The following is a 12,100-nucleotide window of genomic DNA, read 5'->3' on the forward strand; positions in this document are numbered from 1 at the left end:
GAACTTGTGAGTAGTTGAAATTTAACGAAAATATATAGGAAGAAGTAGGAATTTTCTCAATGTGAGTATATTTACACACATTTTGAGTAGCAGGATACCGGATATAAACACATAGGTATTTCCATATGTTCTGAAAAACATGAATATGTTTCAGAACAGCGTGATCTTTTGACAGACGAACCAGAACATCACAACGATTGTCGCAAATACCGTCGTAGCAGACGAAATCGCCTACGTTACCGTAAACCACGTTTCGATAACCGTAAGGGCATGATCGTGAAGGATGGTTTTGCTCCATCAATACGTAACAAGCGTGACAGACATATAGATATCTTCCTTATGTATCATAAGGTAGTTCCTATAACAAAAGCGACATTCGAAATGGGACAATTCGATACACAGGTACTTAAAGCGATAGCCGAAGGGAAATCTCTGCCTGAAGGTAGTGATTACCAGCATGGAGAACGTTACGGAGCGGAGACCCTCAGGGAAGCAGTCTTTACCCGTGACGGATACAAATGTATATGTTGTAAACGTACTCCTTTTAAAGACGGAGCCATACTTCATGTACATCACGTTGGGTTTTGGAAAGGTGACAGGACTGACAGACTCTCGAATCTTGCTACGGTATGCGAAAAATGTCATATATCGAAGAACCACAAGCCAGGTGGAAAACTTTATGGTTTTGAACCAAAGCTCCCGAATATGTCTCCGGCAACGTTCATGACGATGGTAAGGTTCGACATGTTCAAAAGGTTAAAAGAGCTTGCACCTGACGAGGAGTTTCGCATGACTTACGGAGCAAAGACCAAACTTTCCCGTAAGGATCTAAGCATCAAGAAGTCTCATGCTAACGACGCTTATGCCATGGGAGAGTTCCACCCAAGGCACAGGACTAATACCGTTCATTATGAGAAACGCCGTAGAAATAATCGTATCCTCAGTAAGTTTTACGATGCGAAGTATATAGACATACGTGATGGTTCTATAAAAAAGGGCAGTCAACTATCCTGTGGAAGGACAAAGCGCAGTATACCTCGTAATTCAGAACTGAATGAACGTATCTATCGTGGAAAGAAAGTCTCGGAAGGCAGATATTCAATCCGAACACAAAGATACAGTTACAGACCGCATGATATTGTCTGGGTTGATGGTGTCAGATATACAGTAAAAGGTGTTATCAGTAACGGAACACGGGTAGCATTAAATGAACGTCTTCCCGTATCAATACATAAGATACAGAAGATCATACATATCGGAGGCTGGTATATGTCGTAAGATCGACAGGGCTTCATCCCACAGGCAAGCCTGTGGGTTTTCGCCCATGACAGACGAAAGGATTTATTTATAACATGGATAAGTATCATTCATTAAATGTTTTAAATCTTAAAAATAGGCAAGATTACATGAGTGACGACTGCATTCAAGATGTTGCCAATATGATCAATGCGAGCGGTCAAAACCGGAGTCAGAGAAGAAGATTAGAAAAGTCCTTAGGCAAGGTTGAAAACATCATGGAGCATACTCAGAAGCACCTTGACAGGTCCGCATATGCCGAGTATCAAAAAGCCGTAGACCAAAATTTTATACACTTCTTTGCTGTTCTCGGTTTAACCATGATAGAAGACTATGGATGGAAGGAAACGCCTGATAACGACCACGGGCAGATAACCTCGTTATTCCAGCGTGTTGACAAGAAAATAAAGAAATACAGCGATATGGGGTATACGACAGAAGATTTAGTCAATCTGTTGGACGAGCAAACAGGAATAGTTTTGGTTGCTGACAAGCATAACTAAGTATCAATTACAGCTTGCATTTATTAACTGTTAATAGTATATTGTATATAGACTACTATATGTGTGAGGTGTAAGATGCTAAAGCCCAGAGATAAAGTTGAAGAATCAATTCAGAGGCAATTACGAGCTTTAGAAAAGGATCCTTCTAGTTATAAGGCAAACATCAGCTCTCTTATTGATGCGTTAAACAAGAAGCACGGGATTCCTTTTTCTAAGGCTTCGGACCTATTGTCGCAAAAAGTCCATGTAAGTACTGCAAGTGACTTTGAATTATTTGCGATAATGAACGCTATCAACAATAAACTTATCCCAGACTATTTTACACCAATAGAGATTAAAAAGTATTCTAAATACAAGGTTACTAAATCAGCTATAACATTCCCTATAGAATTTAACGTAATACAAGTATCAGAAGATCAATGGCTTGGAAGTATAACGGCCAGACAGCTTATGCTCTTTAGGGATACTCAGTTTGTAAACTACAACTCAAACACTCAAAGGACGATGACAAGGGTAAATCATGGCACTGTTGAAAGCTACAGGATAACTCTTAACAGAAAGGCTGTAGAGGGGATAAAGAAGTCCTTTACAAGGAATGCCTATATCCCTAACACTATTACCCTTAATCTACCGGATGATGCTGAGTTTGATTATGACGAAGATGAAAACAAACTGAGCATAACAAGCATAAGTCATTTTGATATTCTGGATGGTTATCACAGGTATATTGCTATAAGCGAGCTTACAAACAACGACCCTGACTTTGATTACACAATGGAACTTAGGGTTGTTTCTTTCAGCGAGGAAAAAGCAAAGCAGTTTATATGGCAAGAAGACCAGAAAACAAAGATGTCTAAGGCTGACTCTGCAACATTTAATCAATACAAAGCCTCTAACATTATTGCACAGAGGCTTAACAGTGGAGCACTCAGAGGCATCATCAACAACAACGGTGGTATAATAGACACTGCAATTTTAACAAACATCTTAGATTATACATACCTTAAAGGAAGCCAAGACCTTACAAGAAGCGAGGAAATATCTCTATCAAAGAAGATAGGCAAGGATTTTGAAAAGCTGGAAGATAATGATTCCACGATATTTGATACCAGATGGGATAGAGAATTTACTATCTGTGTAGTTTATTGTTTATTCAATGGCTGTTATAATGCCAAGAAAATAAAATCTTTTGCCAAGAAAGCAGGTCCAAAGATCAGTATGAGATTGAACCAGAGAGATATATCACGTCTTAACGATGTGTGGAAAGGGGCTTCAAATGTATAACGAGGAGTTTAAGAGGGCCTATATTCAGACGGTAGTAAAGACAGGGATAAATAAGACAATAGAAGCTGCAGCTACACAGTTTTTCAACCAAGCAGCACCGGTTGAAGAGGCTCTACAAAAAGACCTTAGCAACTTTAACATAACTGAGATACTTGGTTTGCTCAAACACTTCTGCACTCCATCAATGGAAACACTCATGATGGGCGTAAGTAACTTCAGAAGATATACCTATTATTGTATTGAACAAAATATGGTTAGTGACGGAATAAATCATTACGAAGAAGTGACAAACGAGATGTACCTTGAATGCGTTAATAAGAGTCTTGCAGAAGATAAGATTGTCTCGAGAGAAGGTCTCCTTAAACAAGTACACTTATTAGAGAACCCTGTTGAGAAGTTTGTCTTATTTGCAGTATTTGAAGGATTAGGTGGTGTAGGCTGCATGGACCTTGTTGACATTCAGCTCAACCAATTCAAGGATAATAAAGTCACATTAAGGTCAGGGCGTGAACTTTCCGTACCGGAAGAGCTTATAGATATTGCCAGAGAATCTGCAGATGAATATTTCTATTATCCACCGAATGCTACTAGCGAGAAACATGAAAGGGTAAGATTTAAAGACGAACCCGGAATTATCAAGTCCTTGTATAACGTCAAGGACTACTCGTCTGACAGAAGAAAAGCATACAACATAGTAAATAAGCTAAGAAGAATCTCTGACAGAGAAGGAACCAAAGCGTTTTTAAACGGACATTTGGTAGAGTCTGGAAGAATAGACCTTATCAAAAGAACTATGAAAGAGCAGGGCGAAGAGGATCCTCGCAAGGCTATGCGTTCATGTAGAGATGAGATGAAGATAAGGTACGGAGAAATCCAAGCTGTCGGGCGATGGTTGTTGAAATATGAGAAATACTTAGGGTGAGCAAATCTCACCTTTTCTCCTAGTAATAACTAGTAAAATTTAACAATTGATATTGTTTGCAACAAGAGTTATAATTAAAATACCTCTTGAAAACCACGAACAAATGTTCTAATATGTTACTACAGGCTGACTCATTGACTCGGGGGAACTGCTATGAATATTACACTAGAAGAACTGATTGAAGACATTGCTTACGTAGCTATTGTTATCACTATAGAGACTCCTATCGTCCATAGTGATTTTGCTATGAAAATCGACCACATCGTTAGATCTGATAATGGCGTTTACATTGAAGGGGATAATGGTTGTTCTATTGAGATTTTAGAAGGAACAGACATTAAGAAAGAGAAAGACGGCTTGATATATTTCGCCTCAAGGAACGATTGTAATATTTGCATAAAACTCGGCAATTAGATTTGTTGAGTTTTTAACACTACAATTATTTAACAGTAGTGGTATAATTGTATTAGACAATTGTTGTTGGGGGGATATATATGATGTCAAACGATTCTTCAATCTTTTATCAGTGTTCTAAATGCCATAAGATTTTTCCAAAAGATAGTATTGTAATAACAGAAAAGAAATTATATTCTAGCACAATCAAGGAGAAAAGTTGCCCTTATTGTGGTGGGAACGTTGTGTTCGTTAAGGATCACAAGTTTGGTAAACCAAGTGCATAAAACGCTATAAAAATAGAAGTACCCGCGCCGGATGCCAGTCACAGAGCGGATACCTCAGATAAAAGTGTTATGCATGAAGGCTTTAATCTCCCTTCGCTCAGGAGGTTTATTCCTCCCTACGACTTCATAATATACTATAAATAATTAAAAGTCAACATCTTGTGTTTTTACATAGTCAACCGCAAGATGTAGAACTAAGAATAAAAGGAGAAAATGTATGGAAGAATTACAAGTCAGAGTCGAGCAATCGCCCGGCATAATCAAGTTCAATTTTCAAGAGATTAAAGAAGCTCTGCAGATTCAGATGACTGCTTATACCTCGCTTGAAATCACGGAAAGTGGTACTGACGAAGCCAAGGCAGACTTAGCAACTCTGCGAAAGATCCGCAAGGCAGTTGAAGACGAGAAGAAAGCTGTAAAAGCTGAATTCCAGAAGCCGCTAAAAGAGTTTGAAGACAATGTTAAAGATCTTCTCGCAGTCATTGATGAGCCTATCGGGATGATAGATGGAAAATTAAAAGAGTTCGATGCAAAGAGGGTCGCTGAGAAACAGACTCACCTCAAGGAGTTATATGATGCGAACATTGGCGATTACGCAGAGTATCTTCCATATGAGGCCGTAGCTTCACCCAAATGGAACAATAAGACATATTCTGACAAGGATATTGTTTACGATATTTCCGAGGCTGTTATAAAGGTAAGGTCAGACATTGATGTTATTAAGTCTCTCGGCTCCGAGATTGAAAAAGAGTGTCTTGATGTTTACAAGAAATCAAACAATGACTTAAAGGCAGCTATTCAAAAGAATAACGATTATCTATCAGTAAAGAAGCTTGCCGAAGAAAAAGTCAAAGAAGAAACCAAGACAGAAGAAAAGAAAAAGGTTGAACTTCCAAAGACCGAAGAAGACACAATCTACTTCAAGATAACAGGCGCTGACAACATTAAGGTTGTCAGAGATTTTATAGCACTTAACGGAATAACTGTAGAAGAAATTCCGGGATAAAAGGAGGATATATGGCAGCAAAAAAAGCAGAAGAAACAAACGTGCAACCTATTGACACAAAAGACATGAACATCTACCAGAAGATGCAGGCTATCACACAGGAAATCTCGGCGGTAGCCAAGAACCTTAACGTAGGGTTCGGAAAGAATCAGTACAAGGCTGTAGGAGAGGCAGATGTCCTTGCAGCAGTTAAGCCTATAGAGGCTAAATGGGGAGTGTATTCTTACCCCATGGAAAGAGGAATTATTGATTCTGGTATACTAGAAAACTTTAAAAACGATGGTTCTATAAGCAAATCACAATTCCTTAGAGTAGCAACAAAATACCGCTTCATAAACATGGATAAGCCTGAGGAATACATTGATATGGACTCATACGGTGATGGTGTCGATACTCAGGATAAAGCTCCCGGAAAGGCAATGACTTATTCTGACAAGTACTCGCTTCTTAAGGCATACAAGATTATCACAGGAGATGATCCCGACCAGAATTATTCACAGGAGTACACATCGTACAATGTACAGTCAGCTCCTAAGCAGACATCTAAACCTGCACCTAAGGCAGCTCCCAAGGCTGAGCCTAAAGCAGAAGGTGGTGACATTCAAGGCTATCCTTCAAGAGAAGAAATGATCGACGCTTGCAAGAAGCACTTTAACGGAGATAATCTTCAAAAACTCTTAACCTATTACAAGGTTGATTCGATAGACGCTCTGGACACTGCACAGCTTGCAGTAGCTTATGGTACAGCAATGAAGAATAAAACAGCGTGAGGTGAGGGATATGTTTGATTTTGTAGTTCTTGGTAAATACGTCAAGGTTAAAGAAGCGCTTCGCAGCATTGAGGTTGTCCGCAGTTTCTACAAGGAGTTGTGGGCAGAAGCTGACAATGAAAAAGACAGCGCCTCCTTGGATGAAATTGACGAAAGGCTTGCAGAACTAGACGTGATGCAGGTTGAACTTGAAAAAGTCGAAGATGAGTGCGTGGGGACATTGCTATGATGATGGGGACTGCGCTTGAAATTGTTTCATTTTTAATGGGACAAGATAAGCAAAAGCTTTGGGATATTGAAGAACATAAAGAGAAGAAGCGCAGAAGTCTTTCAAGCAACTCCTATTATTGGAAACTCCTAGAAGAGCTTACTATTGTTACCCATGTGCCAAAGATGAAAATACACAACCTGTACCTCAGACAAGTGGGACAAACTGAACGGGTAGGGGATAAGCCGATATTCATGCTTTTGCCGGACGACGATGCTACTGAAGAACAAGTCTTATTAGCAAGTACCTACCATCTTGCCCCAAGGAGAGAAACCAAGCAGGGGACAGATGGAAAGACGTATCGTTGGTATGTGATGCTTAGGGGCTCTTCTACATTCTCTGTAGAAGAAATGAATATGCTTGTCGATCTAGCTGTTCAAGACGCAAAAGCTCAAGGCATTGAGACGCTTACCTTTGATGAATTGGCCCGCATAAGAGAGTTGGAGTTGGCAAATGAACAAAAGAACAAAGGCAACATCAATACCACAAGCAGTTAAACAAGAGGTAGAGAAAAGAGATTCCATAGATGGCGTCCCTTGTTGCATCTTTTGTAAGACACCTTATGGAGTGCGTGGTGAGGCACACGTTATTAGTAGGGCTCAATCAGGCCTTGGCGTAGAGAGAAATCTCGTAACAGTTTGCCGGAAATGTCATTCAGCTATGGATAACTCTCAGTTAAGACCATTATATGTAGAAAGAGCAAAAGAATACCTTAAATCTATTTATTCAGATTGGAACGAGGAAGACCTTGTTTACAATAAATGGAAAGGCTTTAAATATCAATAAGGAGAAAAGAACATGAATAAAGTTACACTCGTTGGCAGAATATGCCGAGAAATCGATGTTAGGACAGGGCAAGGTGAGAATTCCACGGTTGCTAGATTCAGCATAGCAATTAACAGAAAATTCAAGAATAAGGAAGGCCAGTACGATGCAGATTTCCCGAGCGTCATTGCTTTTGGGAAAACAGCGGAGTTTATAGGCAAGTACTTTACAAAAGGCATGATGATCGGCATCGTTGGAAGGATCCAGACCGGCAGTTACGTCAATAAGGACGGAGTTACCGTGTACACTACAGACGTAGTGGCAGATGAGGCCGAGTTCGTTGAAAGCAAGACCTCTCAGAACGGACAGCATGCAAATACAGCACCTCAGGTTGATCCTAGTGACAACTTCATGAACGTACCGGACGAAGTTGCCGAAGAACTTCCTTTCAACTGATTCTATCTACCATTGTTAGATAGAAAAGATAACGGGTATCGGTAACAGATATCTTGAGTACTGCGGTGATGGAACGGTAGACATAGGGTGGAGATAAGGCAGCAAGGAGTAAATAAATCAAGCTGTAAGACATCATTCCGAGGAAGATAGGACGGCAAACAAACTTATCGTGTGAGGTTCAAGTCCTCGCCCGCAGTACACAGGGGCTTAGTGTCAACGGTAGAACAGTGGTCTCCAAAACCACATATGAAGGTTCGATTCCTTCAGCTCCTGTTAGTAGGTGCCGTCTTTGTACATGACGGTCAAATGTCCAGTAAGGTTCTTTGCGAGTGTACATAAGCAAAGAGAAGAGGAAACAGCCGAATCAACATTTTTCCTTTTCTTGTGTTGAAAAGGTTGGCACGTAGCTCAGTCTGGCTAGAGCCTAGGGTCGGGAGTTCAAATCTCCCCGTGTCAATGATCCTAATCCGGTATTCGCGAAATGGCAAAGCGAGAATGCGTGATGTCTAACCGGAAGGCCCGAGGCGAGCGAGGAAACACACCTGCGTAGTGGCATACTACAAGAGACGCGATACTGAAAGGACGACCTATATCCTACTATGTATATAGGCAAACACCGTACTATAAACGGTGGAGTATCATATGCCAATACAGGATTGTAGTGTAATTGGTTAGCATAAGAGATTTTGATTCTCTTGGGTTGGGTTCGAGTCCCGACAATCCTGTTGGGAGAGGTAACTCTCCAACAATTCCCCTTTTCATATTAGTTGAAAAAGTTTCAAGGTTGGCACGTAGCTCAATTGGTAGAGCCCCCAAGATGGAAGTTCGAGTCTTCCCGTGCCTATTTCTATTTTTGTAAAAGAGAGGTGACAATATGGTACACGAAGCTACAGAAAAATGTTGGCAGACAGGCACATGGAGTGACGAATGCTCGTGCGAACTCTGTGAACACAGATATGAGTGCAGCGGATCTGACGCTGACGATGAAGATTAAAAGGAGAATAATATGGGAGAAGATAGCTTAAAAGAGATTGCAGAACAGCTTAAAAGAATAGCAGATTGTTTGGAAGTGATGACTGCGGTTCCTAAATTTGAACCGGATCCCGAACAAGTAAAAGAATTAGAAGAGATATTAAAACGAGAGCCAATTACCGTAGTTGAGAGTACAAAGCTTCTACATCAGGATATTATAGATGCTTGGAATAAAGAGTTGGTTCCTTTGGGCATACCAAAGATAATGAACATCTGTGGAAAAAGATCTACTTTAGTTACCGCAAGGATAAAACAGTATGGTAAAGAAGCCTTCTTTAAGTGCATTGAAGAGGTTAAACAGAGTTCGTTCTTACAAGGAAAGACTTCACGACCTTGGACAAACTTTAACTTTGATTGGCTTATCTGTCCTAACAACTTTCCTAAAGTACTTGAGGGCAATTATAATGACAACAGAAAAAATAATGCAAGCCAAGTTCCCGTGTATGGCGGTTCATTACCGGAGAGCTGGCTGGGAAATTAAATTGGAGGATGTATTATGGGATATAGTCCTAACGTTGTGTCTAAGGGCGATATAGTCATTATCAACGGAGTTAGATTCTGTGTAAAATATGATTTTAATTTAGCCGAAGGACACAAGAACCTTTGGTTAAAAAGAATAGGTGATAAGCCTAAAGAATACGAAGCTAGAGTGGAGGAGCATTGAATTGAATAAAGACGAGTTTTTTGCCATAGCAAACAATCTAAGAGCAGCATACCCGAGAGAAGCATTTCAAGAACAGTACACCTTTGAATTATGGTACGAGTGCTTACGTGATCTTGATGCTAAATGGGTTAGCACCGCCGTAATAGATTTAATTAAGACCATGAAGTTCTGCCCTAAGATAAGCGACATAAGAGAAAAATATGTCACTTATGATAGACGAACAGAACAAGAAAAATATGAGGACGAGAGAGGTCTTCAATAAAGGGGTGGAAGAATGGCTTACTATGATGAAGCGGAAATACGTAAAGCGTTAGCAATCTTAAAGCCTAACGATGAGATATTTGAAATCCGCATACTCGGTGCGGCTAAAAAGAATTTCAGTGGTTATTTTCGAGATGTAGACGTGATGCTCGAAGAACTTAAGAAAATAGACTTAAGAGGAGCTAACGTTTATTTTTCTGTCAACTCTGTCAATGAGGCGTGTTATGACAGACAACAGAGAGATAAGTTGATACAGTATTCCAAGGCAACAACATCTGACAATGACATATGTTCATACGATTACATTATGATTGACTTGGATCCGAAGAGACCTACTGACACGAGTTCAACAAACGAGCAGGTCCAGATTGCCAAAGACCTTGGTAACAAGATATATCAGTTTCTTAAAGGGATTGGGTTTGCACAGCCGGTATTTGGATTCAGCGGAAATGGAGTGCATCTTTTATATAAGGTCGCTCTTAAGAATTGTGACGACAACAAATTTCTTATCAAGAGGGCATTAGAGACTTTAGCTTTACTGTTTGATACCGAAGAGGTTCAGGTAGACACGACAACGTTCAATCCTTCAAGAATATGCAAATTATACGGAACGCTGGCACAAAAGGGTTCAAGCACTGCGAAAAGGCCACACAGAATGTCTTATGTACTTAATGGCCCGGAAGAGGTTGCTGTCACCGACATAGAGTATATACGCAAACTTGTTGGCTATTATCCGGTAGAGCTTGAAAAACCACAGCGGTACAACAATTACAATCCCAGAGAGTTTGATCTCGAAGAATGGATTGACAAATACCACCTTAATTACAAGAAAACATCGTTCTCAGGTGGAACGAAGTACCTGCTTGACTGCTGCCCTTTCGATTCAAACCATAAAGGGAAGGATGCAGCTCTTTTCAAGATGAACAACGGTGCTATTGGCTTTCATTGTTTCCACAATTCATGTGCAGACAAGACGTGGAGAGATGTAAGGCTGTTGTTTGAACCCGATGCTTACGAGCAAAAAGAACAGTACGAACAAAAGATTAAATACCAATCTTTTAACCGAGATAAACCTCCTGTTCAGCACATCGAGGAAAAAGCTAACGAACCTATATTTGAAACTGCTCTGCAGATACTTGAAAAGAAAGAAGAACCTAAGACCTATATCAAAACCGGAATAACAGACTTCGACCAGAAGACAGGCGGTCTTATAAAAGGGCAAGTAAGTTTGGTTTCCGGGGTGAGAGGATCTGCAAAATCAACATGGCTTAATCAGGTAACCCTAAACGCACTTGATGCCGGAAATAGAGTCGCAGTATTCTCGGGAGAGCTTAAAGATACACGTTACATGAATTGGTTATATAGGCAAGCTGCAGGCAAGGCATACGTCAAGGCTAACGCCAAGTTTGAAAATTCATACTACGTTGAAGAAAAGATACAACACAAGATAGCACAATGGCTTGGAGAAAACTTTTATCTATACAACAATAGCTATGGCAACGACTTTAATGCCATGCTTGAGCAGTTTGAAAAGATAGTCAAAGAAAAAAAATTAGATCTTCTCATCTTAGACAACCTCATGGCGTTTAATATAAAAGCACTATCTGAGAATAAGTTTGATGCTCAGTCAGAGTTTGTATTGACGCTTCATAGAATGGCAGAAGAGAACAATATCCACATAATATTTGTTGCTCATCCTCGTAAGTCTTTTGGGTTCCTTAGATTAGATGATGTTAGCGGATCCGCAGACCTTGCAAATGCTGTTGACAATGCTTTTATCGTACACAGAAATAACAGAGATTTCCAGACCAAGACAGCCCAGATGTTTGGTTGGAAACAAGACGATGAAATATACCTTGCAACAAACGTTATTGAGGTGTGTAAAGAGCGTGAGAATGGACTTCAAGATGTATTCATTCCGTTATTCTTTGAGACAGAGACGAAGAGACTTAAAAATGATTTTGCGGAAAATATTATTTATGGTTGGAATACGGGCGATGAAGGCTTCACAAGCCTCTCTGAAGAAGAGGCCAAAGAGGTTGAGGAAATCTTTGAAGACATTCAAGAAGAATCCCCTTTCAATCTTATTGGCGATGAAGGGCAGCTTTCAATCGAGGACTTCCAACAAGACGACGGAAGTTCACCATTCAGTAATTAACACTTGTAATAATTAACAGTTAATGATAAAATGAT

Annotated in this window: 14 protein-coding genes, 4 tRNA genes and 1 pseudogene; all 19 read left to right on the forward strand. The window is 40.0% G+C overall.

What is annotated here, in order from left to right; translation table 11 throughout:
* Positions 1-105: 105 nt before the first annotated feature.
* Positions 106-1,278 (forward strand): annotated as a pseudogene (iscB, locus tag BM377_RS04675) (RNA-guided endonuclease IscB); the annotation flags it as partial.
* Positions 1,279-1,352: 74 nt separating this feature from the next.
* Entirely contained in the window at positions 1,353-1,799 is a 447-nt protein-coding gene (locus tag BM377_RS04680; RefSeq protein WP_092244482.1) for a hypothetical protein, read from the forward strand.
* Positions 1,800-1,874: 75 nt separating this feature from the next.
* Positions 1,875-3,083: a DNA sulfur modification protein DndB gene (locus BM377_RS04685; RefSeq protein WP_092244485.1), complete on the forward strand. Its 1,209-nt coding sequence runs from the start codon at positions 1,875-1,877 to the stop codon at positions 3,081-3,083.
* The gene (locus tag BM377_RS04690; RefSeq protein ID WP_092244488.1) at positions 3,076-4,005 is read left to right on the forward strand and encodes a phage lytic cycle repressor MrpR family protein; all 930 of its coding nucleotides are present in this window, start codon (positions 3,076-3,078) and stop codon (positions 4,003-4,005) included. The genes BM377_RS04685 and BM377_RS04690 overlap by 8 nt, the downstream gene beginning before the upstream one ends.
* A gap of 153 nt (positions 4,006-4,158) precedes the next feature.
* Entirely contained in the window at positions 4,159-4,419 is a 261-nt protein-coding gene (locus tag BM377_RS04695) for a hypothetical protein (protein ID WP_092244491.1), read from the forward strand.
* 483 nt (positions 4,420-4,902) lie between these two features.
* Entirely contained in the window at positions 4,903-5,691 is a 789-nt protein-coding gene (locus BM377_RS04700; protein ID WP_092244494.1) for a DUF1351 domain-containing protein, read from the forward strand.
* 11 nt (positions 5,692-5,702) lie between these two features.
* Entirely contained in the window at positions 5,703-6,461 is a 759-nt protein-coding gene (locus tag BM377_RS04705) for an ERF family protein (protein WP_092244497.1), read from the forward strand.
* 10 nt (positions 6,462-6,471) lie between these two features.
* Entirely contained in the window at positions 6,472-6,690 is a 219-nt protein-coding gene (locus BM377_RS04710; protein WP_092244500.1) for a hypothetical protein, read from the forward strand.
* The gene (locus BM377_RS04715; RefSeq protein WP_092244503.1) at positions 6,687-7,226 is read left to right on the forward strand and encodes a hypothetical protein; all 540 of its coding nucleotides are present in this window, start codon (positions 6,687-6,689) and stop codon (positions 7,224-7,226) included. The genes BM377_RS04710 and BM377_RS04715 overlap by 4 nt, the downstream gene beginning before the upstream one ends.
* Positions 7,183-7,515, forward strand: a complete 333-nt coding sequence (locus BM377_RS04720; RefSeq protein ID WP_092244507.1) for an HNH endonuclease — start codon at positions 7,183-7,185, stop codon at positions 7,513-7,515. Before BM377_RS04715 ends, BM377_RS04720 begins: the two co-directional genes overlap by 44 nt.
* Positions 7,516-7,527: 12 nt before the next feature.
* Positions 7,528-7,950, forward strand: a complete 423-nt coding sequence (locus BM377_RS04725) for a single-stranded DNA-binding protein (RefSeq protein ID WP_092244510.1) — start codon at positions 7,528-7,530, stop codon at positions 7,948-7,950.
* Between the two features lie 201 nt (positions 7,951-8,151).
* A tRNA-Trp gene (locus tag BM377_RS04730) sits at positions 8,152-8,223 on the forward strand.
* A gap of 124 nt (positions 8,224-8,347) precedes the next feature.
* Positions 8,348-8,407: transfer RNA gene (locus BM377_RS04735), tRNA-OTHER, on the forward strand.
* 195 nt (positions 8,408-8,602) lie between these two features.
* A tRNA-Gln gene (locus BM377_RS04740) sits at positions 8,603-8,675 on the forward strand.
* A gap of 61 nt (positions 8,676-8,736) precedes the next feature.
* Positions 8,737-8,794: transfer RNA gene (locus BM377_RS16310), tRNA-OTHER, on the forward strand.
* A 162-nt stretch (positions 8,795-8,956) separates the two neighbouring features.
* The gene (locus BM377_RS04750) at positions 8,957-9,463 is read left to right on the forward strand and encodes a hypothetical protein (protein ID WP_092244517.1); all 507 of its coding nucleotides are present in this window, start codon (positions 8,957-8,959) and stop codon (positions 9,461-9,463) included.
* 15 nt (positions 9,464-9,478) lie between these two features.
* Positions 9,479-9,646 carry a hypothetical protein gene (locus BM377_RS16315; protein WP_177223799.1) on the forward strand — a complete coding sequence of 56 codons (168 nt, stop codon included), beginning with the start codon at positions 9,479-9,481 and terminating at the stop codon, positions 9,644-9,646.
* Position 9,647: 1 nt separating this feature from the next.
* The gene (locus BM377_RS04755; protein WP_177223800.1) at positions 9,648-9,908 is read left to right on the forward strand and encodes a replicative helicase loader/inhibitor; all 261 of its coding nucleotides are present in this window, start codon (positions 9,648-9,650) and stop codon (positions 9,906-9,908) included.
* A gap of 12 nt (positions 9,909-9,920) precedes the next feature.
* Positions 9,921-12,065 (forward strand): DnaB-like helicase C-terminal domain-containing protein, encoded by a 2,145-nt coding sequence (locus tag BM377_RS04760; protein WP_092244521.1) that lies wholly within the window; start codon positions 9,921-9,923, stop codon positions 12,063-12,065.
* Positions 12,066-12,100: the final 35 nt, after the last annotated feature.

Source organism: Butyrivibrio sp. INlla21 (genome assembly GCF_900116875.1).
GTDB lineage: Bacteria > Bacillota > Clostridia > Lachnospirales > Lachnospiraceae > Butyrivibrio.

Excerpts from the sequence above, each read along its gene's own strand:
- BM377_RS04680 (WP_092244482.1), top strand. The coding sequence starts at position 1,353 with ATGGATAAGTATCATTCATTAAATGTTTTAAATCTTAAAAATAGGCAA.
- BM377_RS04685 (WP_092244485.1), top strand. The coding sequence starts at position 1,875 with ATGCTAAAGCCCAGAGATAAAGTTGAAGAATCAATTCAGAGGCAATTA.
- BM377_RS04690 (WP_092244488.1), top strand. The coding sequence starts at position 3,076 with ATGTATAACGAGGAGTTTAAGAGGGCCTATATTCAGACGGTAGTAAAG.
- BM377_RS04695 (WP_092244491.1), top strand. The coding sequence starts at position 4,159 with ATGAATATTACACTAGAAGAACTGATTGAAGACATTGCTTACGTAGCT.
- BM377_RS04700 (WP_092244494.1), top strand. The coding sequence starts at position 4,903 with ATGGAAGAATTACAAGTCAGAGTCGAGCAATCGCCCGGCATAATCAAG.
- BM377_RS04705 (WP_092244497.1), top strand. The coding sequence starts at position 5,703 with ATGGCAGCAAAAAAAGCAGAAGAAACAAACGTGCAACCTATTGACACA.
- BM377_RS04710 (WP_092244500.1), top strand. The coding sequence starts at position 6,472 with ATGTTTGATTTTGTAGTTCTTGGTAAATACGTCAAGGTTAAAGAAGCG.
- BM377_RS04715 (WP_092244503.1), top strand. The coding sequence starts at position 6,687 with ATGATGATGGGGACTGCGCTTGAAATTGTTTCATTTTTAATGGGACAA.
- BM377_RS04720 (WP_092244507.1), top strand. The coding sequence starts at position 7,183 with ATGAACAAAAGAACAAAGGCAACATCAATACCACAAGCAGTTAAACAA.
- BM377_RS04725 (WP_092244510.1), top strand. The coding sequence starts at position 7,528 with ATGAATAAAGTTACACTCGTTGGCAGAATATGCCGAGAAATCGATGTT.
- BM377_RS04750 (WP_092244517.1), top strand. The coding sequence starts at position 8,957 with ATGGGAGAAGATAGCTTAAAAGAGATTGCAGAACAGCTTAAAAGAATA.
- BM377_RS16315 (WP_177223799.1), top strand. The coding sequence starts at position 9,479 with ATGGGATATAGTCCTAACGTTGTGTCTAAGGGCGATATAGTCATTATC.
- BM377_RS04760 (WP_092244521.1), top strand. The coding sequence starts at position 9,921 with ATGGCTTACTATGATGAAGCGGAAATACGTAAAGCGTTAGCAATCTTA.